Origin of the sequence: Pedobacter zeaxanthinifaciens, assembly GCF_003313335.1 — a bacterium.
Lineage (GTDB): Bacteria > Bacteroidota > Bacteroidia > Sphingobacteriales > Sphingobacteriaceae > Pedobacter > Pedobacter zeaxanthinifaciens.
The window spans coordinates 1-24,076 of record NZ_QMHP01000002.1 but is presented as its reverse complement, the minus strand read 5'-3'; the positions used below and the strand labels follow the sequence as shown (position 1 = coordinate 24,076).

The following is a 24,076-nucleotide window of genomic DNA, read 5'->3' as shown; positions in this document are numbered from 1 at the left end:
TAGGCATCAGCTAAAACATTAAATTTTTAGCACGTTTCAACTTTCCAAGCTTAAAACATTTACCTATATTTGCGCAATCAAAGTGCAATGCAAAAGAGAACTCTACTCAGCGGCCAAAAACTTCAAATCACAATTAAGCGACTTTGTCACCAGCTTATTGAGAACCATACCGATTTTAGTAATACTGTTTTAATTGGCATACAGCCAAGGGGAACTTTTTTTGCCGATCGTGTTCATCAAGAATTAACTGCAATACTTAAAACAGAAGCCATCAAAAAAGGACACCTGGACATTACCTTTTTTAGGGATGATTTTAGACGTAAAGATGGTTTGGTAACGGCAAGCAGCAATACTATTGACTTTGTTATTGAAGGCAAACAGGTAATACTGATTGATGATGTGCTTTGGACAGGCCGAACTATCCGTGCAGCAATGGATGCACTTTTAGCCTACGGCCGACCAGAAAGCGTAGAATTGATGGTGCTGATTGACCGCAGATTTTCAAGACACCTACCTATTGAAGCGAACTATATTGGCATGAGAGTAGACTCCGTTGACTCGCAGAAGGTAAAAGTTAGCTGGATAGAAAACGAAGCAGAGGATAAAGTAATTTTATTATCAGAACCTTCTTCGCCGAAAAGACCATAAGTTAGTGAGGTCTGGCGGGAAGTATCTGCAATTAAAAACAACATAAAAACAGATAAAAAAGGCAGTAAAATGGCAGCAGATAAATTATCAACCCGACATCTTTTAGGGATTAAAGACATTAACCTGAATGATATTGAATTGATTTTTGAAACTGCGGACAACTTCAAGGATGTCATTAACCGTCCAATCAAAAAAGTGCCTTCTTTAAGAGATATTACCATTGCCAATATCTTTTTTGAAAACTCTACACGTACCAAACTTTCATTTGAACTAGCAGAAAAAAGGTTATCGGCCGATGTGGTTAATTTTGCTGCATCTTCATCTTCGGTAAGTAAAGGCGAAACTTTAATTGACACCGTAAACAACATTTTAGCAATGAAAGTGGATATGGTGGTAATGCGCCACCCCTATGCTGGAGCTGGTCAGTTTTTGAGTAGACACATTAACGCTCAAATTGTAAATGCTGGCGATGGCGCACACGAACATCCAACACAGGCATTGCTTGATGCTTTTTCAATAAGGGAGAAATTAGGTGACGTTGCAGGCAAAAAAGTGGTAATAGTGGGCGATATCTTGCACTCAAGGGTAGCCATTTCAAACATCTTGTGCTTGCAAAAACTAGGTGCCGAAGTAATGGTATGTGGCCCAACTACGCTGATACCGAAACATATTGCTGCACTTGGTGTTAAAGTAGAACATGATTTAATTAAGGCTTTAAACTGGTGCGATGTAGCCAACATGCTACGCATTCAGCTGGAGCGTATGGATATTAAGTATTTTGCAACAGGCCGCGAATACGCTATGATGTATGGCTTAAATAAGCAGATACTTGACAACTTGGACAAAGAAATTGTGGTAATGCACCCGGGGCCAATCAATCGTGGGGTAGAAATTACCAGCGACGTAGCGGATAGCAAGCAGTCGATTATACTTAACCAGGTAGAAAATGGTGTAGCTATAAGAATGGCGGTGCTTTATCTGTTGGCCAGCCAAAAAGATAGTTAAAATGGATGCTCAAGAAGAGAAGTTTGTAAGCTATTGGAGTGAAAAACGCAAGCAATGGAATTGGAGAACCCACGCTAAAAAAACATTTAGCAATGTGGTTTTACCTTTAGCCATTTTAATTGACTTGGTTAACTTTTTCATTATTGGCGATACAGAATATGCTTTTTTTACCTTTACCCACCTATTTAGCATACTATTAAACCTACTCGTACTTTCTGTATTAATCATTTTAGGTTCCGGATTTGCTAATTGGAACTACAACGAAGGGAAATACTGGAACATCCTCAGGAAAAACAGTAACAAGCTACAATAGACCCGCACAACGGCTTTGTTAAAAACTTTTAAAGGGTCATACCAAGCTCATACACATTTCGTTAAATCTCTGTTATCAACAGATGTTAATTTCTTATGTTGATAGCTAAGCTCAATAATTCTATTTTAGTATCAACCCAAGCTCAAACCATTGCAAATAGCCTTGAATTTGAGCGATTTTTTTAGAAGTAACCTTTAAAGCTGCTTAAAAAAGAAAAATACACAAATGAAGAAAAGATATTTATTGGTTCCTTTACTGTTGGCCAATGGCTACGGATTTGCCCAAACAAGTCCCTTGGTAAAGCTGAACCAAAATTACCAAAGCGGTTTAGAACTACTGCATAATGAAAAATTCGTAGCTGCTGCACAGCAATTTAAAATGGTAGAGCAGTACCGCAATAAAACCAGCACACAACAACTCAGCAATGCCGAATTATCTACCTTAAAAGAAAATGCTAAATTTTACGCGGCAGTTTGTGCTATCGAATTAGAAAATGATGATGCTGAAGCACTTTTCCAAGAGTTCATTAGAGAATATCCGCTAAACCCGAATACTAAATTGGCTTACTTTTTTATGGGTAAGGCTTATTTCGGACAAAAAAATTATGTTAAGGCGTTAGAGTGGTTTAATCAGGCTGATCCAAGTTCTTTATCAGGCAAGCAACGTTTAGAGTATCAATTTAAACAAGGCTATGCCTATTTTGAGCAAAATGATATTGAAAAAGCGGAGCCGTTATTTGAGGCGGTTAAAAAAGTAGAATCGCCGTTTCAGGAAAGCGCTACCTACTATTTTGCTTACATCAATTACTTAAATAGAGAGTATAAAACTGCCCTAGCTAATTTCGAAAAACTAAAGGGCTCTCCTACTTACGAGGCTAGCTATCCTTACTACATTACTTCAATGTATTATTTGGATGAACGCTATGATGATGTTATTGACTATGCCATTCCGGTAATGGAAAAAACCAAGCAAAAATATGAAGCAGAAATGCTAAGCTTGGTAGCAGCATCTTACTTTTCGAAGTCTGAATTTAAAAATGCTGAGAAGTATTTCAGTCTGTATTATGAAAAAGATAAGAACCAGGTTAAAAACAACCTGTTCATCTATCAATATGGCTATGCCTTATACCAAAATGGCAAGTATAAAGAGTCTGTAGCGGTACTTGAAAAGTTAAATACGGATGATGTTTACCTGCAAAATGGTATGTTCACTTTGGCTAAATCTGCCTTAAAACTGAACCAAAAAGAGAAAGCCAGAAATGCATTTTTCCGTGCTTCAAGATTAGATTTCGACAAGGTGATGCAAGAAGAAGCTTGGATCAATTACGCAAAGTTAAGCTACGAACTTGAGTTTAACCAACAGGCGCTGGAATCAACACAAAACTTCCTTAAAACGTTTCCTAACTCCAAAAAAATCAACGAAGCCAAAACCTTACTTGGTGAAATTTTACTAACTAGCAAAAACTATCAAGCGGCTATTGATATTTTAGAACCCATCCCAAATAAAACGCCAGAGGCTAAAGCAGCTTATCAAAAGGTTACTTATTTCAGAGGGTTGGAGTTTTATAACGAAAGAGCTTTCCCTAATGCGCTTTCCATGTTCTTGCGTTCGGGAAATTTTCCTGAAGATGATGAAATTTACGCTTTAAGTATCTATTGGAAAGCTGAAGCTGCCTACGAATTGCGTAAATATGGCGAGGCAGTAAAAACTTTTGAAACCTTTTTGGCCTTACCTGAAGCCAAAAAAACTGAAGTGTACAACTACGCCAATTACGCTTTGGGCTACGCCGCTTTTGAGGATGAAAAATATGTAAAAGCAGCAACTTATTTCGAGCGCTTTTTAAGGGGTAATGATAAAGACCCTAAAACGGTAAACGATGCCACTTTACGATTAGCCGATTCTTATTTCGTTAACAAAAATTACGGTGATGCGTTATCTTACTACAATCGCATTATTGCAAACAGACAAACTGGTGAAGACTATGCGCTTTTCCAACGCGGTATGATACAAGGCTTGCAAAAGCAGGATGATGCCAAAATTGCGACCATGCAAAGTTTGTTGCAACAGTTTCCAAACTCCAACTATTCCGATGATGCAGGTTTTGAGATGGCTTATACTTACTTCAACAAGGGTGAGCTTGATAAATCAAAGACCGACTTAGTGGCCTTGATTGCAAAATACCCTCGTAGTAGTTATGTTCCTAAAGCTTTAATGACCATTGGATTAGTGCAGTACAATCAAGATCAGGATGATATGGCGTTGGAATCTTTCAAAAAAGTAATTAGAGATTATCCAAGCGCTCCAGAAGCTAAACAATCTTTAGAATCTATCAAAAACATTTATGTTGATCGTGGTGATGCGAACGGATTTATTACCTATGCCGCTACCACACCGCTGGGCAATTACTCATTGAGTGAGCAGGACAATATCATGTTCCAAGCGGCAAATAACATCTACTTAAGAGGTGATGCCAAAGGTGCTTATGAGGCAATTAATGCTTACTTGGAAAAATTCCCTAAACCAATTCACGATAAGGAAGCGAAATTCATCAGGGCTGAGTCCTTGGTAAAACTTGGCCGCTCGGCAGAAGCCATCCAAGATTACGATTACATCTTAAACGATTGGACAAGCGAATACACAGAACGATCTTTAATGAGCGTTTCGAAGGTATTAATGGATGAGAAAAAATACAATGAGGCCATTGTTTACTTGAAACGCTTAGAAACAACAGCCGATTATAAAGCGCATTACAGCTATGCCATCAATAATTTGATTAAGGCATATACTGCACTTAACATGCCTGATGATATTTTGAAGTATTCTGAAATCATTAAATCATCGGAAAAATCATCAGAGGAAGAAAAAAACAGCTCTGATTTATATGCCGGCAAAGCATTTTTGTTGAAAGCTGATACCACAGCAGCAGTAAAATCATTCAATAAAGTAGTAGCTGCTACTAAAACATTGGCTGCCGCAGAGGCCAAATACAACATCGCAGCTTTACAATATGCCAAAGGCGATTATAAAACGTCTCAAAAAACCTGTTTCGATTTAATTAATAACATGCCTTCTTACGATTACTGGGTGGCAAAATCATTTATCCTTTTAGCTGATAACTATTTGGCATTAAAAGATAAAATGCAAGCTAAAAGTACGCTGTTGAGTATCATCGACAATTATGAAGGGAATGATGATATTGTTCCTACGGCAAAAGAGAAATTGGCAAAAATTAACTAAGCACATACAATGAGATTTAATAAAACAACATATTTTACGATTTTACTTGCAATTGGAACACTTGGTTTACGAGCGCAAGATGTAAAGCCTCCTGAAAAAACTGTTAGCGAAGAAATTGAAATTATTAGACCGTATAAACCTGTTTTAGCGGAAGCCGTAAAGTTGAGGAGAAGTCCGGATTTGGATAACATCAAAACTTACAAAGCTAAATTCAACTATCAATTGAGTGATAGAAAGCTGGAATTGAATACAGATATTCAAAAATTGCAAGCGCAAAAAGTGGCCGATGAACGCCGGGCAGAGCTTTTTAATAATTACGTTAAAGGTGGTATTGGAAATTTAGGTACGTTCTTGGCCGAAGCCTATGTTGGTATGGGGCAAGATCCGGCTTTACAGGCAGGCGCATTTTTCAGACATTTTGGACAGCAAGGTAAGCTGAATAAACAAAACGAAAACAAGCAACAGCTGAGCGTATTTGCACGTAGTATAGGTGAAACCGCTACATTAAATGGCAAGGTAAATTATCAACGCCATGGTTTATATTTTTACGGCATTGATGATCAAAACCCTTCCCTAAATCCAAATCCTGAAAGGCAATTGCTCAATTTTTTCGAACTTGAAGGCGAGGCAATTAGTAAATATACACCTGATCCTGATGCTTTCAGTTATGCTGCAAAAGTTAATGGCTATTTATTTAACGACAGGTTTAGTGCAAAGGAAAGTGCACTAACACTCACAGGATACTTGAATAAACGAATCAGTAAATTCAACCTAGGCTTGGCCACTTCTGCCGAACTAGGGAAAACAAAAGATTTAAACACCGAAGTTGCCAATAATTTGTTCAAGGTGAATCCTTACGTAAAATTACAAGCCGGTGGTGTTAAAATTATAGCGGGTGCAAATTTAGTGCAGGAATTTGGAACAAAATCAAGCACTAGGATTTTTCCTGTAGTTACGGCTGATTTTACTTTAATTCCTGACTTTTTACAAGTTTTTGGAGAAGTAAAAGGCGATGTTAATAGAAATACGCTGAAAGATTTAACCGATGAAAATCCTTTCTTAAACAGTAATATCACCATTAAAAACAGCGTAGAGAATTTAAGTATCAGTGCGGGAATTAAAGGTACCGGCGGACCAGGATTTGGTTACAAAGCTCGTGTTTACAGTCGTGAAATTACCGATATGGCTTTATTCGTAAACAGCTTTGATTCCTTCAATAAATTTGACGTGATTTACGATTTCGGCAAAACAAAGATATTAGGCTTAGAAGGTGAGCTAAGTGTACAAGTTAGTGATAACCTAAAATGGACAGGAAAACTGAACATGGAAAACTACAAAGCAGGTGCTGAACGTGAAAGTTATTTCAAACCTCAATTGCGCTTGAGTTCCAATTTCAGCTTTGTTATCGATAAAAAATTCACATTTGATGCGGCAGTGTCAATACAGGATGACAGCAAAGCCAAAGTATTTATCGTTAATCCTTTAAACCCAGATGGCACTTACCCACCAGTTCCCGATTTCGACAAAGAACGTGTGGTTAACGTAAAAGGATTTGTAGACTTGGGCGTTGGAGGTACGTACAAAATCAACAACAAATTTTCGGCTTTTGCCAAAGCAAATAACATTTTAAACACCAATTACAGTAAATTTTTATACTATCGTCTAAATGGATTTAATATCTTTGGCGGCTTAACCTATTCGTTTTAAAAGGTTAATTTTTATAGTTAATTTTACCCAAATGGATATAGTACAATACCTTATAGAGCTTTTAAAAACCCGCAAACAAATTGGTATTGAGGGCTTGGGTACATTATATAAAAAGAAAATCCCTGGGCGATATGATGCGGAAACACATTCGTTTTTACCGCCAAGCTATGTTTTAGAATTTACAACGGATCAGTTGGAAAACAACAACTTAGTCCAATTTATCCATAGTAAACGAGGTATCTCTGAAGAAGCCTCAAAGTATTTTATAAGCCAGTTTGTTGCAGAAGTTAATAATGGACTTGCCAGTGGCGAATATGCATTAGAAAATCTGGGTACACTTACAAAACAGGACGATGGCACAATAATCTTCAATCAGAATCAAAATATTGATACTGGTTTTGAATTTTATGCGCTGCCTTCGGTTGTTGCCGAAATACCTCAAACAACTAACCCAGACGCTCCTATTTCGCAGGAAACTGAAAAATTTTCCAGCTCGGAACCTGTAGCAGCGCCAACCCAAACAAATGCGGAACTCAAAGAACCTGAAATAGAACAAGTTCAAGTACCTGAATTTGAACAGGAAATGAAAATGGTTCCTACTGAAGAAGAAGTTACTCCCGAACTCCAGGAATCCGAAAGCACTGTAGAAAATGAACAAATAGCAGATGAACCTGCGCAACCAACCACGGAAGAGGACGCGGTAGAAACCATCCACGAAGAGGTAGAAACAGTTGCGGAAGAAGAACTTACAGCTAACGAAGAGGCAGAAGAAGAGATCATTGAAAATGAAGCAACTGATGATGAAGTGTTTGAGGAAATCAACGAAATTGATAATCAGGCATACAGTAATGCAACCGCTGATAAGATAGACGTCCAAGAAAACTGGGATTTTGACGGCGATAATGTTATTGTTGAAAAAGATATTCAGGAAGAGAAATTTGAAGAAACTATTCAAGTAGATAGAGAAATCGACCTTCCAGCAAGCGAAAGCGATGAGGCTATTAAGCTTACTTCAACTACTAAACAGTGGGATTTTGATACCGTAGGCAATTACCGTGACGAACCTACTCCAGATACAGGTAAGGATATCGAAAACACTATAAGCGAAGAAAATTCAGCGGAAGAAACCTCAAAAATACCGCTTTACATGAAACTGGGCATAGCACTACTAATTATCGTATTGGCAGCTGCGCTAGTGTATTTTATTAAGCCAGAGGTATTCTCTAGTTTTTCTAAAAATGACACTAACCCTGATCAAAAAATGGCAATACCTATAGCTTCAAACAACTTAAAAACTCAGCAAGATTCTTTAAGTTTTGCCGATAGTATCATGAAAAATGCAGAGAAAGCTGGACTAAAAGTTGAACCTGCAAAAGATACGCTAGCTGTAACTACAACTAAAACCGAAGTGAGTCCGAAAGTGACTTATGACATTATCGCCGCTGCATTTGCTAAAGAGTCGGAAGTAAAAGAGTACATTGCTTACATGAAAAGCAAGGGCTTCGAGGCTAAAGTAGCCGATATGCCTGGCAAAATCTATAAAAAAATCAGTATTGCTTCTTATAACAATATTGATTCTGCCGAAAAAAACGTTGTAAGATTACGTAAGCAACTTAAAAACCAAAAAATTTACGTACAAAAAATTAAAAACAACTAACACACAATGATATTACTACAAGCCAATTTACAGGACACTGCTCAAACCTTAGCTGATACGGCACAAACTGTTTCTACTACCGCTGTAAAAACACAACAGGAAATACACTTCATTGACTTACTTTTTAGGGGTGGTTGGGTAATGATCCCTTTAGCGTTGCTTGCTTTCCTAGGCCTAGTAATATTCATCGAACGATACCTAACTATTCGCAAAGCTTCTAAAAACGATACAAATTTACTGTTTCAAGTAAAACAAAACGTTCAGGATGGTCGCTTGGAAAATGCGATCGCATTGTGCCGCAACACTACTTCTCCCCTTGCTCGTATGCTCGAAAAAGGTTTAAAACGTATCGGCCGACCAATTAAAGATATCGAAGGAGCTATTGAAAATACAGGAAAACTTGAAGTAGCTAAATTGGAGAAAAACATAGGTATCTTAGGAATTATTGCCGGTATTGCGCCCATGTTAGGTTTCGTAGGAACCATTATTGGAGTAATCACCATCTTTCAAAAAGTTGCCGCTGAGGGAGCTATTGAAATTGGCACCATTTCCGATGGTCTTTATACCAAAATGATTACTTCGGCTACTGGTTTAATTATCGGTATCATGGCGTATGTGCTTTATCACATTTTAAATATGATGGTAGAAAAAATCATCCTTAAAATGGAAACTGAGGCAATTGAATTTATTGATCTATTAGAAGAACCAGGGAAATAATGAATTTAAAAAACAGAAAGAAAGGTAATGTAGAGGTACACACCGCTGCGTTAAACGACATCATGTTTTTCTTGATGCTGTTTTTCCTTTTGGCTTCTGCTGTGGTTAATCCACAAGTGGTTAAATTACTTTTGCCTCGTTCTTCATCAGGCCAGCAAGCTAATAATCAAAAGTCTATTACGGTTAGCATTGATGACAACCTGAATTACTTTGTAGATAAGCAGCCAGTAACACTCGAGGCTATGGAAGCTAAAATCCAAGGCTCTATCCAGGAAAATACCGATTTAACCATTGTTTTATACGTAGCCAGAGGAGTTTCAATTGAAAACACCATGAAGGTTTTTGATGTGGCCAACAAATTAAAATTGAAAGTTGTTTTAGCCGTTGAGCAAAAGAAGTAAAGCATGGCACAAAACCATAAAGAAGATAACAATTATCCAAAAGCTTTGGCGATATCCACCGGCATTATGGCGGCATTTATCGTGCTTAGTTTTATTTGGATTATTGGAAAATTTGAGCCTAATGAAGAGTACGGAATGGGCGGCATGGTGGTTAACTATGGCACTTCTGTAGAAGGAATGGGTACCGATTATACCAACATAGAAGAACCTTCTATGGCTCCGGATGCAAACGGTAAAAAGCCTGACCAAGTTACTCCCGACCCAACCACTAAAAGCACACAATCACAATTAAGTGATCAAAACCTCACTACGCAAGATAACGAAGATGCGGTGAGCGTAAATACAAAAGCAACTAAGAGCAACGCTAATCCTAGTAACACTCAGGATAGCAAAACTGAACAGCCTGCAATTAATCCAAATGCGTTGTACAAAGGCAATAAAAACAATGCAAAAGGTGGTGGAGATGGCACCGGTACCACCCCGGGCAATCAAGGTGATCCAGACGGTGACCCATTGGCGCCATTTTACGGTGATGGTGGTTCAGGCTTTGGCAATAAAGCACTGCCCTTAAGTAACTTCAAAAACCTCGTTGCTCCTGATGATGATGGTCAGGAAAGAGGCACGATAATGGTGAAGATTGAAGTAAATAAATCTGGTAGAATCGTAAGAGCCACTGCCGGCGCAAAAGGAAGTACTTTTAGAAATCCAACGCTGGAGGATAAATGTGAAAGAGCTATGCTTAATGCTTCGTTAAATGCAATTACTAAAGGACCAGATATTCGAATCTTTTACGTGCCATTTAAATTTATAGTGAAGTAGCGTAATATTAAACCACCTGATAAAATTAAGCTAATTATAACTGAGCTTTACTAAGGTGGTTATATAATTCCCATAAAATGACTTACCCACAAACGGTAGATTATCTCTATAGCCGCCTTCCAATGTTTACCCGCATTGGTGCATCGGCTTTCAAAAAAGATTTAACCAACACCATTGCATTATGTGATGCTTTAAATAACCCACAGAATAAATACAAAACCATTCATGTGGGCGGTACAAATGGGAAAGGTTCAACTTCTCACATGCTGGCTGCTATTTTCCAAAAAGCAGGTTATAAAACAGGTTTGTATACCTCCCCTCACCTTAAAGATTTTAGGGAGCGTATCCGAGTAAATGGAAAAATGGTTTCGAAAAGCTTCGTTACTAAATTTGTAAAAGAACATCAAACGCTAATTTCAGCTATCGAACCTTCATTTTTCGAAGTCACCGTTGCCATGGCCTTTTCCTACTTTGAGCAACAACAAGTGGATATAGCCATCATTGAAGTAGGTTTAGGTGGACGTTTGGATTCTACAAATATCATCCAACCAGAGCTAGCTGTAATTACCAATATCAGCCTAGATCATACCAACATGCTGGGCAACACTTTTGCCGAAATTGCATTTGAAAAAGCTGGCATCATTAAAAAGAACACTCCTGTAATCATCGGTGAACATCATCCAGAAACAGATCCAGTATTCATTAAAAAAGCAACCGAACAAAACGCAAATTTGATTTTTGCCCAAGATGATTTAATCGTAACCAATATTGCTAAAAATGTAGATACTTTAAAGGTAGATGTCATACAGAAAGATCAAACACTTTTCAAAAATCTAGCTTTAGATCTAACTGGCGGCTACCAGTTAAAAAATATATTAACAGTCATTGAAGCTTCATTGCAGCTCAAAAAGCTAGGTTATAATTTAACTGACAAAGCAATACTTGATGCCTTAAAAAGCGTAAAAAAACTCACTGGCTTACAAGGTAGATGGCAAACGCTTCATAAAAAACCACTTACCATTTGTGATACCGGACACAATAAAGCTGGCATCGCCGAAGTGGTAGAAAACATCAAACAAACACCTTATGAAAACCTACACATGGTGATTGGAATGGTAAAAGATAAGGATATCAATGCCGTGCTGGCGCTATTGCCAAGCCAGGCAAGATATTATTTCTGCCAACCGCAATTAGAACGTGCCTTACCCGCCGCTGAATTAAAAGAACAAGCACTTCAATATCAACTCCGAGGCGAAGCGTTTACATCGGTAGCTGACGCTCTGCAAACTGCGCAAAATGCTGCTAACGAAAAAGATCTCATTTTCATTGGCGGTAGCACATTTGTAGTAGCAGAAATTATATAAAATCTTTACAATGCGCACCAATTATCTTAACATCGTTTTAATACCTTTACAAAAACATCAATTTTATAAATGAAAATTAAACTTTTGTGCATTTCTTTAGCTATTTTATTTTGCAGCAGTGCAAACGCCCAGAAAAAACAAGCTAAAGTTCAACCTTCTGCATTTCCACAAACGGTAGCTCGTCCCAAATTAGTAGTTGGGATGGTGATAGATCAAATGCGTTGGGATTATTTGTATCGTTTTTATGCCAGATATGGCAATGGTGGCTTCAAACGATTAATCAATGAAGGTTTTTCTGCAGAAAATACTTTGATCCCTTATACACCAACCTTAACTGCATGCGGCCACTCTTCAATTTATACTGGTTCTGTACCGGCTATTAATGGTATTATTGGCAATAACTGGTTTGACCCTCAGTTGGGCAGGGATGTTTATTGTGTAGAAGATAAAAGCGTTAAAACCGTTGGAAGCTCAAGCAACGAAGGGCTAATGTCACCAAAAAATTTGCTAGTTACTACGGTAACCGATGAGCTTAGGATGGCTACCAACTTTAGAAGCAAGGTAATTAGTGTTTCTATTAAAGATAGAGGTGCGATTCTTCCTGGCGGGCATACGGCAAATGGCGCTTACTGGTACGATGACATGACTGGCAGTTTTATTTCCAGCACGCATTACATGCAGCAATTGCCTACTTGGGTAAATGATTTTAATGCGCAAAGACTTCCAAATAAATACTTTGAACAAGATTGGAATACCTTATATCCTATTGAAACTTATACGGAAAGTACCGCCGATGCAAAACCATACGAGCGCACTTTTAAAGGTGAAAAAACCTCAAGTTTTCCTCACTTATTTAAACAATATGCTAATAAAAACTATTCGATGATGGCAAGCATGCCGCAGGGTAACAGCTTTACTTTAGAATTTGCCAAAGCTGCGATACCTGCTGAAAAGCTTGGTCAAACTGGAAATACAGATTTCTTAGCAGTAAGTTTATCTTCAACAGATTACGTAGGGCACCAATTCGGACCAAATTCTATCGAGCTGGAAGATACGTATTTAAGACTTGACAAAGATTTGGAAGATTTCTTCAACTATTTGGACAAAACCATCGGCAAAGGAAACTATTTGTTATTCTTAACCGCCGACCACGGTGCAACTCATGTTCCTGGCTTTTCTAAAGAAAACAAAATGCCTGGAGGTGGATTAGCTACTAAAAAGTTCAAAACTGATTTAGATAGTTTGATTTTTAATGAGTTTAAGGTGAAGGATGTAATTTTCACCATTATTAACAATCAAGTGATTTTTGATACTGATGCAATTAAGGAAGCTAAAGCTGATTATGCTAAAATCAAACAATCCACGATAGATTATTTGGTGAAACAAGACGGGGTTTTAAATGCGGTAGACATTAAAAATATGGGCGCAGTTACTATCCCTCAAGAAATTAAAAATAAAATCATCAATGGGTATAATGCCCGTAGAAGTGGCGACGTATATATCATTCTAGATGCTGGCTGGTATCCTACTTTAACTCCAGGAACAGGGCATGCCGCATGGAATCCTTACGATAGTCACATTCCTGCACTTTTCATGGGTTGGGGCGTTAAACCTGGTAAAACAAATAAAGAATATTATATGTCCGATATTGCCCCTACTGTTTCTGCCTTGTTGCATATTCAGCAACCGAGTGGTAGTATAGGCAAAGTAATAACCGATTTACTTAAATAAGCTTTAAAATTTTAATAATTCAACCCTCATTTCTGAAATACGAATTGAGGGTTTTTCATTATTAGGGCTATTTTAATATCAAATCTTCAAATTTACTACAACATTTTTACTCCTAAAATTTAGCGTTTCACCTAGCAAAAATCTTACCTTTGGTACATATCTATTAGCCAAATATTAGCAAAAATTATATCAGGATTTATCGTATGGATAAAATTGAAATCTATCAGCCTAAACATAAAATAAGATTTGTAACTGCCGCTGCACTTTTTGATGGGCATGATGCTACCATTAATATCATGCGTAGAATTTTGCAGTCCAGCGGTGCCGAGGTTATTCACTTAGGGCATAACCGTTCGGTGGAAGAAGTTGTAAATTGCGCAATACAAGAAGATGTTCAAGGTATTGCGATGACATCTTATCAGGGTGGACACATTGAATACTTTAAATATATGTATGATTTATTGCAGGAACGTGGTGCAAATCATATCAAAATATTTGGTGGTGGAGGTGGTGTAATTTTACCTAATGAAATTAAAGAACTAGAGAGCTACGGTATTGCGAAGATCTATTCGCCGGACGACGGTAGAAGAATGGGACTGCAAGGCATGATTAACGACATGCTTCAAAAAACAGATTTTGCAATTACAGAAAAAAGCAAATTCGATTTAGAAAAGCCATTAAAAAAGGACGATAACGGAAAGATCGCAAACGCAATCTCTCTGGCAGAAAATAATGCCGAAGCCTTTGAAGACTCGTTAGCAACGCTGAGAAAAAAACAACCTACCAACCCACCTGTTTTAGGTATTACCGGAACAGGCGGCGCAGGAAAGTCTTCCTTAGTTGACGAATTGGTTCGAAGATTTTTAATCGAAGTAGATAATAAATCTATTGCAATTATTTCTGTTGATCCTTCTAAAAGAAAAACTGGCGGTGCCTTGTTGGGAGATAGAATAAGAATGAATGCCATTAACAATCCAAGGGTTTATATGCGTTCATTAGCTACTAGGCAAGCTAACCTCGCCCTATCTAAAAATGTACAAGAAAGCATCGATATATGTAAAGCCGCCGGATTTGATTTAGTAATCGTGGAAACATCTGGTATTGGCCAGTCAGATACTGAGATTACAGAACATTGCGACGTTTCTCTGTATGTAATGACGCCTGAGTTTGGAGCTGCTACACAGTTGGAAAAAATAGATATGCTAGATTTTGCCGATTTGGTGGCCATTAATAAGTTCGATAAGCGTGGCGCTTTAGATGCACTGCGTGATGTAAGAAAGCAGTACAAGCGAAATCACAATATTTTTGAAGCCAAAGATGAAGAAATTCCTGTGTACGGAACAATGGCTTCACAATTTAACGATCCTGGCACCAATAATTTATTTGTTGCAATTGTTAACAAAATCAAAGATAAAACTGGAGTAGATTTTTCAGCTAAAATGGAAATGACTTCCGAACAATCTAAAAAAATTTACATCATTCCACCTGATCGTACGAGGTATTTATCTGAAATTGCCGAAGCAAGCGAACAGTATAATGATTGGGTTGCACAACAGGTAGCTATTGCACGTAAAATGTATCAATTACAGGGCGTAATCAATCTGTTGAACGAAGATAATTCTCAAATCCCAACCTTCGATGGCAACTTGCAACAAGTATATACCTATTATGAAGAACAGTTAGATGGAAATTGTAGAAGATTATTAAGGGAATGGCCTAATACAAAACATCAATACAAGCAAGATAATTTCATTTACAAAGTTAGAGATAAGGAAATTAAACAACCATTATTCTATGAGTCTCTTTCCAAACTGAGAATCCCTAAAGTTGCACTTCCCAGATACGAAGATTGGGGAGATATTTTAAAATGGTTACTAACGGAAAATTTACCGGGCGAGTTTCCTTATGCTGCTGGTGTGTTCCCGCTGAAACGGGATGGAGAAGATCCAACAAGAATGTTTGCCGGGGAAGGTGGACCGGAAAGAACCAACAAGCGTTTTCACTACGTTTCGTTAGGCCAGCAAGCTCACCGATTGTCTACTGCGTTTGATTCGGTAACCTTATATGGAGAAGATCCGCATACCCGACCTGACATCTACGGAAAAATAGGTAATTCTGGAGTGAGCATAGCAACGCTTGATGATGCTAAGAAATTATATTCAGGATTTGACTTATGCGCACCAAGTACGTCTGTTTCTATGACTATAAATGGACCTGCGCCAATGTTATTGGGTTTCTTCATGAATGCCGCCGTTGATCAGCAGTGCGAAAAATATATCTTGGAAAATGGACTACAAGCTGAAGTTGAAGCGAAAATTGCTGATATTTTCGCTAAAAAAGGACTAACCAGACCTAGCTATAATGGCAATTTGCCAGAAGGCAACAATGGTTTAGGCTTGATGCTACTTGGCGTAACTGGCGATCAGGTGTTGCCTGCCGATGTCTATCAACAAATTAAAGCAAAAGCAATTAGCTCAGTAAGAGGTACTGTACAGGCTGATATTTTAAAAGAAGATCAAGCACAAAACACTTGTATCTTCTCCACTGAATTTGCGCTAAGGATGATGGGCGATATTCAACAGTATTTCATTACAGAAAAAGTTCGAAATTTTTATTCGGTTTCTATTTCTGGTTATCATATTGCCGAAGCGGGTGCTAACCCAATTTCTCAGTTGGCGTTTACCTTAAGTAATGGTTTTACATTTGTAGAATATTATTTGAGCAGAGGCATGCATATCGATGATTTTGCGCCTAATTTATCCTTTTTCTTTAGTAACGGAATTGATCCCGAATATGCTGTTATCGGCCGAGTAGCTCGAAGAATTTGGGCAAAAGCAATTAAAAATAAATACAAAGGAAATGATCGCTCGCAAAAATTGAAGTATCATATTCAAACATCAGGTAGGTCTTTACATGCTCAGGAAATTGATTTCAATGATATTCGCACTACGTTGCAAGCGCTTTATGCCATTTACGATAACTGTAATTCATTGCATACTAATGCTTATGACGAGGCTATAACTACACCAACGGAGGAATCTGTACGCAGAGCGATGGCAATTCAATTGATCATTAATAGAGAGCTTGGACTTGCTAAAAATGAAAATCCACTGCAAGGCGCTTTTATCATTGAAGAACTAACTGATTTGGTGGAGCAAGCTGTTCTTGCTGAATTCAAACGAATTAACGACCGTGGTGGCGTACTAGGAGCTATGGAAACGATGTACCAACGTGGTAAAATTCAGGAAGAAAGTTTGTATTATGAGACTTTGAAACATACCGGCGAATTCCCGATAGTAGGTGTGAATACGTTTCTTAACAAAAATGGCTCGCCTACCATTATTCCTGGCGAAGTAATTAGAGCCACAGAAGAAGAAAAGCAATTTCAAATTTCAGCATTAGATGCTTTTCATAAGAGAAACGAAAGTAGCGCTTCAAACCTTTTAAAGGATTTACAAAGAGCTGCTGTCAACGGTGAGAATATCTTTGAAAAACTCATGGAAGTTTGTAAAGTTTGTTCTCTAGGACAAATTAGCAATGCACTTTATCAAGTAGGCGGACAATATCGCAGAAATATGTAGGCGTAAAAAAAGCGGCTTAAGAGCCGCTTTTTTTATTTATGCTAATATCCATTTAAACTTATAATCTAAAGATGGATTTTTCATTCTCTCTGCTACTCGAAGCAACCTGTTCGGCAAATTCATGATGTAATCCCTTGCTTTCTCACCAGCTTCATTAAGTTCCTTGATGCTTTCTACGTTCCAATCAACAATAAGCTGTTTTAGAATATCTACGTAATCTACAGCAGTGTAAACGCCTAAACGTTGCGCTGCATCAGTAAAATGTCCAAACACCTGTCCAATAGGTAATCCTACTTCTCTCAAGAAATGTGCTGGCATTACAATTTTTTTACGCATCATATCCTCAAAAGCTAACATCGCTTCGTTAGCGTCAACTTTAAATATTTGAGCAATAAAATCTTTATAAGCCTTTGCATGTCTCGCCTCATCTGAAGCAATTACGCCACACATCTTAGATAACAAGACATCACCATCTTTCTTAGCTAAAGAAGCCACACGTCTGTGCGAAATATTGGTAGCTAACTCCTGAAATGAGGTATAAATAAAGTTTCTGTATGGATCGTGTCCCGTACCAATATCAAAACCGTCCGCAATTAAATACTGTGTTGAGATCTCCATTTGACGCATATCAACACGCCCCGATAAATACAAATACTTATTAAGTAAATCTCCGTGTCTGTTCTCCTCCGCAGTCCAGTGTCTGTTCCACTTCATCCAACCACCTTCTTCATCTTTACTTACCCCGTCAACCATAGCCAACCACGATTCATAAGTTGGCAAAGCCTCCTCTGTAATGGTGTCACCTATTAAAACAGCTACTAAGTCGTATGACAATTCACCTGCACTTTGTTGTAGATCTTTAATTTTTTGAAAAAAATCTTCTCTGCTCGAATCGGGTAAAAAATCAGATGGTTGCCAAATTTCATCTATAGGTTTAAGATATTCTGGCATCTTCTCAAGCATATACTTTTCAATATGCTGCATTACTTCCCTTCTTCTTTCAACAAAAAAACTCATCTATGTGTACTGATTTTAAAGTGCAAAGATAGCCAAATTATATGGTATAGAGGAATTTATTAAATGATTACCACACTGATAATTAACAAATATGATAAAAATCACTTCGTTTTCATTTATTCAAAAAGCAATTAAAGTATTCAATTTTGCCAAGTAATAGGTTTATAATTAAAAAATTGAAAAATAATACAAACTTTCTTTTTAAATGTCGCAAAACAGAATTGACATTAAGCAACATTTGTACAAACCTACTTCTACCTAAAAATTGAAATATTGTAATATAGAAATTACCAATATAGGTCAGGAATCAAGGCAGGAAATTAACAGAGGCATTCATTGCATTATCAATTAAGACTATGTTTGAACGAGCTAGAATCCGTAGCGATTTGTCATTAATTATATCCTTGCTAATACAGAGAGAGGGAGAGAAGATCAATAAGCAACCATCTGAATGAATATAACTTCAGATACCATCAAGAACATATTACAAGTTCCTTTAGCTTTTAAAGCTATGGAGTTGCTTGAGATCAGATTAACAATACAGCATTTTAGCAAATAGTTAATGGATCTTTTTGGGCACAAAAAAGCCCCCGATCATTTCTGAAGGGGGGCTGTAAGGATAGGCACCGACCTACTCTCCCACGTGTTACCGCAGTACCATCGGCTCGGATGGGCTTAACTTCTCTGTTCGGAATGGGAAGAGGTGGACACCATCGATATAGGCACCTGAATATCTTTATGATCATCAGCTGATACAAATGACATATTATTGAAAGAAGTCAATGGGAAGAACAAACAACGTGTGTGCAGCCTTGAAAGCTTCGGGCTATTAGTAATACTCGACTGTGGTGTCGCCACCTTTACATCTGTATCCTATCGACGTAGTAGTCTGCTACGGCCCTGTATGGAATCCTCATCTCGTGGCTAGTTTCGCACTTAGATGCTTTCAGCGCTTATCTATTCCCAGCGTAGCTACTCTGCAATGCCCCTGGCGGAACAACAGATTCACTAGAGGCTGGTCCAACCCGGTCCTCTCGTACTAAGGTCAGCCCCACTCAAGATTCCTACGCCCACAACAGATAGGGACCGAACTGTCTCGCGACGTTCTGAACCCAGCTCGCGTGCCACTTTAATCGGCGAACAGCCGAACCCTTGGGACCTTCTCCAGCCCCAGGATGTGACGAGCCGACATCGAGGTGCCAAACCTCCCCGTCGATATGAGCTCTTGGGGGAGATCAGCCTGTTATCCCCAGCGTACCTTTTATCCTTTGAGCGATGGCCCTTCCATGCAGAACCACCGGATCACTATATCCGTCTTTCGACCCTGATCGGCCTGTATGCCTCACAGTCAAGCAAGCTTATGCTATTGCACTCCCCGTACGGTTACCAAGCGTACTGAGCTTACCTTTGAAAGCCTCCGTTACCTTTTTGGAGGCGACCACCCCAGTCAAACTACCCATCAAACAATGTCCCCCGGATTGCCGGGGTTAGACACCGAATACAGAAAGGGTGGTATTTCAACGTTGGCTCCACGACGCCTGGCGACGCCGCTTCAAAGCCTCCCACCTATCCTACACATCCTGTACCCAATGTCAATGTTAAACTGTAGTGAAGGTGCATGGGGTCTTTCCGTCCCGTTGCGGGTACCCGGCGTCTTCACCGGGACCACAATTTCACCGAGCTCATGGCTGAGACAGCGCCCAGATCGTTACACCATTCGTGCAGGTCGGAACTTACCCGACAAGGAATTTCGCTACCTTAGGACCGTTATAGTTACGGCCGCCGTTTACTGGGGCTTCGATTCAATGCTTCTCATTGCTGATGACATCCCCTCTTAACCTTCCAGCACCGGGCAGGTGTCAGGCCTTATACCTCATCTTTCGATTTTGCAAAGCCATGTGTTTTTGTTAAACAGTCGCCTGGGCCTTTTCACTGCGGCTGACATTGCTGCCAGCGCCCCTTCTCCCGAAGTTACAGGGCCATTTTGCCGAGTTCCTTAGCCATGATTCACTCGAGCACCTTAGAATTCTCATCCCGGATACCTGTGTCGGTTTGCGGTACGAGCTTTTATAACCTGGAGCTTAGCGGTTTTTCTTGGAAGTCTGATTACCTGCGCTATCCACTTGCCCGAAGGCTCGCGGTACTATCGACTCTCGGCACACACGGCGGATTTGCCTACCGTGCGTATACCTACCGTCTTCAACGGCCTATTCCGTCAGGCCGCGGCAGTTCCACTACTCCGTCCCCACATCGCAATTATAAAAGGTACGGGAATATTAACCCGTTGTCCATCGACTACCCCCTTCGGGTTCGCCTTAGGCCTCGACTAACCCTGATCCGATTAGCGTTGATCAGGAAACCTTATCCTTTCGGTGGGCGGGTTTCTCTCCCGCCTTATCGTTACTTATGCCTACATTTGCTTTTCCATGCGGTCCACCACGGCTCGCGCCACAGCTTCGCCCCACATGGAATGCTCCCCTACCGATATATTTCAATCCCATAGCTTCGGTGTGCAGTTTGATGCCCGTTTATTATCCATGCACGGTCGCTCGACTAGTGAGCTGTTACGCACTCTTTAAATGAATGGCTGCTTCCAAGCCAACATCCTAGCTGTCTATGCAACCGCACCTCGTTAGTTCAACTTAACTGCAACTTGGGGACCTTAGCTGATGGTCTGGGTTCTTTCCCTCTCGGCCATGGACCTTAGCACCCATAGCCTCACTGCCGGCCATATTATACAGCATTCGGAGTTTGTCTGGATTTGGTAGGATTTGACTCCCCCGCACCCAATCAGTAGCTCTACCTCTGTATAACTCGATGCCGACGCTGTTCCTAAAAACATTTCGGGGAGTACGAGCTATTTCCCAGTTTGATTAGCCTTTCACCCCTACCCTCAGGTCATCCGGAAACTTTTCAACGTTTATCGGTTCGGTCCTCCATTACGTGTTACCGCAACTTCAACCTGCCCAAGGGTAGATCACAAGGTTTCGCGTCTACCTCCACTGACTGTGCGCCCTGTTCAGACTCGCTTTCGCTTCGGATCCGTGCCTGAAGCACTTAACCTTGCCAGTGAAGAGTAACTCGTAGGCTCATTATGCAAAAGGCACGCCGTCACCCCATACGGGGCTCCGACCGCTTGTAAGTACACGGTTTCAGGTTCTATTTCACTCCCCTGTTCGGGGTTCTTTTCACCTTTCCCTCACGGTACTGGTCCACTATCGGTCTCTCGGGAGTATTTAGCCTTACCGGATGGTGCCGGCAGATTCCCACAAGGCGTCTCCGACCTCGCGGTACTCAGGATGCTGTTAGGCTAATGGTGCTTGCGTGTACGGGGCTATCACCCTATCTTGCCAGGCTTCCCATCCTGTTCCACTTCGCTGCATTATAACCACGTCACAGTCCTACAACCCCGGCCATGCCGTAACATGGCCGGTTTGGGCTCTTTCCCTTTCGCTCGCCACTACTCAGGAAATCATTGTTATTTTCTCTTCCTCTGCTTACTTAGATGTTTCAGTTCGGCAGGTTCGCTCTTATTGTGCCATGTCTTCAACATGGCGGGTTTCCCCATTCGGAAATCGCCGGATCGAGTCTCATTTGCAGATCCCCGGCGCTTATCGCAGCTTATCACGTCCTTCATCGCCTCCGAGAGCCAAGGCATCCCCCGTGTACTCTTTCTTACTTTCTTCCACTCGTGCGCCTTTTGCGCCGCACGGTGTGCTTTTCTGATATCCATATCGCTATGGAGTACCTATTGTTGTTTGCTCTTCTTTTTTAACTTCTTCCAATATGTCAAAGAACTTTTCCTTCAAGTTGTACGCCGTAAGTCGTACGTCCCACGTAGGCAATGATGCCAGACGTACCACGTATAACGTATTACGCAAAACCCAAGATGGTGGAGAATAACGGAGTCGAACCGTTGACCTCCTGCGTGCAAGGCAGGCGCTCTAGCCAGCTGAGCTAATCCCCCAAAAAAACTTGTCCGTAGTCCCGTCCAGATTTGAACTGGAGACCCCTACATTATCAGTGTAGTGCTCTAACCAGGCTGAGCTACGGGACTATTTGATTTACGATTGTAGATTTCAGATCTACGATTTTCTCTCTCGCATCAATCGTAATTCGTAAATCGTAATTATCATCCAATCTCGCCGACAGCTTCCGCTAGAATGGCTTCATCTTCTTGGTGTTTCTTTTTCCTTTTCGAGATATACATTATCATTTTATGCGCAGCGGGTGGCCGGGACCACTCCAGAAAGGAGGTATTCCAGCCGCACCTTCCGGTACGGCTACCTTGTTACGACTTAGCCCCAGTTACCGGTTTTACCCTAGGCCGCTCCTTGCGGTTACGGACTTTAGGTACCCCCAGCTTCCATGGCTTGACGGGCGGTGTGTACAAGGCCCGGGAACGTATTCACCGCGTCATTGCTGATACGCGATTACTAGCGAATCCAACTTCACGGGGTCGAGTTGCAGACCCCGATCCGAACTGTGAACGGCTTTTTGAGATTGGCATTCCGTTGCCGGATAGCTGCCCTCTGTACCGTCCATTGTAGCACGTGTGTAGCCCCGGACGTAAGGGCCATGATGACTTGACGTCGTCCCCTCCTTCCTCTCTGTTTGCACAGGCAGTCTGAATAGAGTCCCCACCGTTACATGCTGGCAACTATTCATAGGGGTTGCGCTCGTTGCGGGACTTAACCCAACACCTCACGGCACGAGCTGACGACAGCCATGCAGCACCTAGTTTCGTGCCCCGAAGGGCGCATCCATCTCTGGATACTTCACTAACTTTCAAGCCCGGGTAAGGTTCCTCGCGTATCATCGAATTAAACCACATGCTCCTCCGCTTGTGCGGGCCCCCGTCAATTCCTTTGAGTTTCACCCTTGCGGGCGTACTCCCCAGGTGGAACACTTAACGCTTTCGCTTAGCCGCTGACCGTTTATCGCCAACAGCGAGTGTTCATCGTTTAGGGCGTGGACTACCAGGGTATCTAATCCTGTTCGATCCCCACGCTTTCGTGCCTCAGCGTCAATCAGACCATAGTAAGCTGCCTTCGCAATCGGTGTTCTGTGACATATCTATGCATTTCACCGCTACTTGTCACATTCCGCCTACCTCTAGTCTATTCAAGCCCATCAGTATCAAGGGCACTGCGATGGTTGAGCCACCGTCTTTCACCCCTGACTTAACAGGCCGCCTACGCACCCTTTAAACCCAATAAATCCGGATAACGCTTGGATCCTCCGTATTACCGCGGCTGCTGGCACGGAGTTAGCCGATCCTTATTCTTACGGTACATTCAGCTCCCTACACGTAGAGAGGTTTATTCCCGTACAAAAGCAGTTTACAACCCGGAGGGCCGTCTTCCTGCACGCGGCATGGCTGGTTCAGGCTTGCGCCCATTGACCAATATTCCTTACTGCTGCCTCCCGTAGGAGTCTGGTCCGTGTCTCAGTACCAGTGTGGGGGGCCATCCTCTCAGATCCCCTAGCCATCGTCGCCTTGGTGGGCCGTTACCCCGCCAACTAGCTAATGGCACGCATGCCCATCCTTCTCCCATAAATGTTTGACCCCTCGATGATGCCATCGTGTGGTCTTATGCGGTATTAATCCGGATTTCTCCGGGCTATCCCCCAGAAAAGGGTAGGTTGCATACGCGTTACGCACCCGTGCGCCGGTCTCTGGGAAGCAAGCTTCCCATACCCCTCGACTTGCATGTATTAGGCCTGCCGCTAGCGTTCATCCTGAGCCAGGATCAAACTCTCCATTGTAAAATGTGAATTCGAACGCTGACACATCTATTAACTAAAATTGATTTGTCTGTTCTTCTATTATGTTGTCTGTAAGAACCGACCCAAAGAAAACAGCTGGCTGTATGTAC

The 24,076-nt window shown here is 40.7% G+C and carries 13 protein-coding genes, 2 tRNA genes and 3 rRNA genes; 12 read left to right on the top strand and 6 right to left on the bottom strand.

Annotation, left to right across the window (positions count from 1 at the left end; all coding sequences use genetic code 11):
- Positions 1–87: 87 nt before the first annotated feature.
- The 12 genes from pyrR (at position 88) to DUT68_RS02595 (ending at position 17,180) form a co-directional block, all read left to right on the top strand.
- On the top strand, positions 88–648 hold the full coding sequence (gene pyrR / locus DUT68_RS02650) for a bifunctional pyr operon transcriptional regulator/uracil phosphoribosyltransferase PyrR (protein WP_113635519.1): 561 nt from the start codon (positions 88–90) through the stop codon (positions 646–648).
- 69 nt (positions 649–717) lie between these two features.
- Positions 718–1,653: an aspartate carbamoyltransferase catalytic subunit gene (locus DUT68_RS02645; RefSeq protein ID WP_113635517.1), complete on the top strand. Its 936-nt coding sequence runs from the start codon at positions 718–720 to the stop codon at positions 1,651–1,653.
- 1 nt (position 1,654) lies between these two features.
- On the top strand, positions 1,655–1,966 hold the full coding sequence (locus tag DUT68_RS02640) for a hypothetical protein (RefSeq protein ID WP_113635515.1): 312 nt from the start codon (positions 1,655–1,657) through the stop codon (positions 1,964–1,966).
- A gap of 225 nt (positions 1,967–2,191) precedes the next feature.
- Positions 2,192–5,203, top strand: coding sequence for a tetratricopeptide repeat protein (locus DUT68_RS02635; protein ID WP_113635513.1), 3,012 nt, complete (start codon positions 2,192–2,194; stop codon positions 5,201–5,203).
- 9 nt (positions 5,204–5,212) lie between these two features.
- Positions 5,213–6,910, top strand: coding sequence for a porin family protein (locus tag DUT68_RS02630; RefSeq protein ID WP_113635510.1), 1,698 nt, complete (start codon positions 5,213–5,215; stop codon positions 6,908–6,910).
- 31 nt (positions 6,911–6,941) lie between these two features.
- Positions 6,942–8,567: an HU-CCDC81 and SPOR domain-containing protein gene (locus DUT68_RS02625; protein WP_113635508.1), complete on the top strand. Its 1,626-nt coding sequence runs from the start codon at positions 6,942–6,944 to the stop codon at positions 8,565–8,567.
- 6 nt (positions 8,568–8,573) lie between these two features.
- A complete protein-coding gene (locus tag DUT68_RS02620; RefSeq protein WP_113635506.1) occupies positions 8,574–9,284 on the top strand; it encodes a MotA/TolQ/ExbB proton channel family protein in 711 nt (236 codons plus the stop codon).
- Positions 9,284–9,685, top strand: coding sequence for an ExbD/TolR family protein (locus DUT68_RS02615; RefSeq protein ID WP_113635504.1), 402 nt, complete (start codon positions 9,284–9,286; stop codon positions 9,683–9,685). Before DUT68_RS02620 ends, DUT68_RS02615 begins: the two co-directional genes overlap by 1 nt.
- Before the next feature lie 3 nt (positions 9,686–9,688).
- The gene (locus DUT68_RS02610) at positions 9,689–10,504 is read left to right on the top strand and encodes an energy transducer TonB (RefSeq protein ID WP_113635502.1); all 816 of its coding nucleotides are present in this window, start codon (positions 9,689–9,691) and stop codon (positions 10,502–10,504) included.
- A 77-nt stretch (positions 10,505–10,581) separates the two neighbouring features.
- Complete coding sequence (locus tag DUT68_RS02605; RefSeq protein ID WP_113635500.1) at positions 10,582–11,868, top strand: bifunctional folylpolyglutamate synthase/dihydrofolate synthase; 1,287 nt, start codon at positions 10,582–10,584, stop codon at positions 11,866–11,868.
- A gap of 69 nt (positions 11,869–11,937) precedes the next feature.
- Positions 11,938–13,599 (top strand): alkaline phosphatase PafA, encoded by a 1,662-nt coding sequence (gene pafA, locus DUT68_RS02600; protein ID WP_113635498.1) that lies wholly within the window; start codon positions 11,938–11,940, stop codon positions 13,597–13,599.
- 203 nt (positions 13,600–13,802) lie between these two features.
- Positions 13,803–17,180 (top strand): methylmalonyl-CoA mutase family protein, encoded by a 3,378-nt coding sequence (locus DUT68_RS02595; protein ID WP_113635496.1) that lies wholly within the window; start codon positions 13,803–13,805, stop codon positions 17,178–17,180.
- A gap of 36 nt (positions 17,181–17,216) precedes the next feature.
- Here the strand turns inward: DUT68_RS02595 and DUT68_RS02590 are convergent, their stop codons facing one another.
- The 6 genes from DUT68_RS02590 to DUT68_RS02565 form a co-directional block, all read right to left on the bottom strand.
- On the bottom strand, positions 17,217–18,197 hold the full coding sequence (locus tag DUT68_RS02590) for an acyl-ACP desaturase (protein WP_113635494.1): 981 nt from the start codon (positions 18,195–18,197) through the stop codon (positions 17,217–17,219).
- Positions 18,198–18,815: 618 nt separating this feature from the next.
- Positions 18,816–18,927: ribosomal RNA gene (rrf, locus tag DUT68_RS02585) — 5S ribosomal RNA — on the bottom strand.
- Positions 18,928–19,007: 80 nt separating this feature from the next.
- A 23S ribosomal RNA gene (locus DUT68_RS02580) occupies positions 19,008–21,882 on the bottom strand.
- A gap of 205 nt (positions 21,883–22,087) precedes the next feature.
- Positions 22,088–22,164: transfer RNA gene (locus DUT68_RS02575), tRNA-Ala, on the bottom strand.
- Between the two features lie 15 nt (positions 22,165–22,179).
- Positions 22,180–22,254: transfer RNA gene (locus tag DUT68_RS02570), tRNA-Ile, on the bottom strand.
- Between the two features lie 192 nt (positions 22,255–22,446).
- Positions 22,447–23,966, bottom strand: a 16S ribosomal RNA gene (locus DUT68_RS02565).
- The 16S, 23S and 5S rRNA genes sit together here with 2 tRNA genes alongside, the layout of an rRNA operon.
- Positions 23,967–24,076 lie beyond the last annotated feature (110 nt).

What these genes read in the sequence shown, in the direction of transcription:
- DUT68_RS02590 (WP_113635494.1), bottom strand. Translation starts at nt 18,197, where the DNA reads ATGAGTTTTTTTGTTGAAAGAAGAAGGGAAGTAATGCAGCATATTGAA.
- DUT68_RS02635 (WP_113635513.1), top strand. Translation starts at nt 2,192, where the DNA reads ATGAAGAAAAGATATTTATTGGTTCCTTTACTGTTGGCCAATGGCTAC.
- pyrR (WP_113635519.1), top strand. Translation starts at nt 88, where the DNA reads ATGCAAAAGAGAACTCTACTCAGCGGCCAAAAACTTCAAATCACAATT.
- DUT68_RS02605 (WP_113635500.1), top strand. Translation starts at nt 10,582, where the DNA reads ATGACTTACCCACAAACGGTAGATTATCTCTATAGCCGCCTTCCAATG.
- DUT68_RS02645 (WP_113635517.1), top strand. Translation starts at nt 718, where the DNA reads ATGGCAGCAGATAAATTATCAACCCGACATCTTTTAGGGATTAAAGAC.
- pafA (WP_113635498.1), top strand. Translation starts at nt 11,938, where the DNA reads ATGAAAATTAAACTTTTGTGCATTTCTTTAGCTATTTTATTTTGCAGC.
- DUT68_RS02595 (WP_113635496.1), top strand. Translation starts at nt 13,803, where the DNA reads ATGGATAAAATTGAAATCTATCAGCCTAAACATAAAATAAGATTTGTA.
- DUT68_RS02640 (WP_113635515.1), top strand. Translation starts at nt 1,655, where the DNA reads ATGGATGCTCAAGAAGAGAAGTTTGTAAGCTATTGGAGTGAAAAACGC.
- DUT68_RS02615 (WP_113635504.1), top strand. Translation starts at nt 9,284, where the DNA reads ATGAATTTAAAAAACAGAAAGAAAGGTAATGTAGAGGTACACACCGCT.
- DUT68_RS02620 (WP_113635506.1), top strand. Translation starts at nt 8,574, where the DNA reads ATGATATTACTACAAGCCAATTTACAGGACACTGCTCAAACCTTAGCT.
- DUT68_RS02630 (WP_113635510.1), top strand. Translation starts at nt 5,213, where the DNA reads ATGAGATTTAATAAAACAACATATTTTACGATTTTACTTGCAATTGGA.
- DUT68_RS02610 (WP_113635502.1), top strand. Translation starts at nt 9,689, where the DNA reads ATGGCACAAAACCATAAAGAAGATAACAATTATCCAAAAGCTTTGGCG.
- DUT68_RS02625 (WP_113635508.1), top strand. Translation starts at nt 6,942, where the DNA reads ATGGATATAGTACAATACCTTATAGAGCTTTTAAAAACCCGCAAACAA.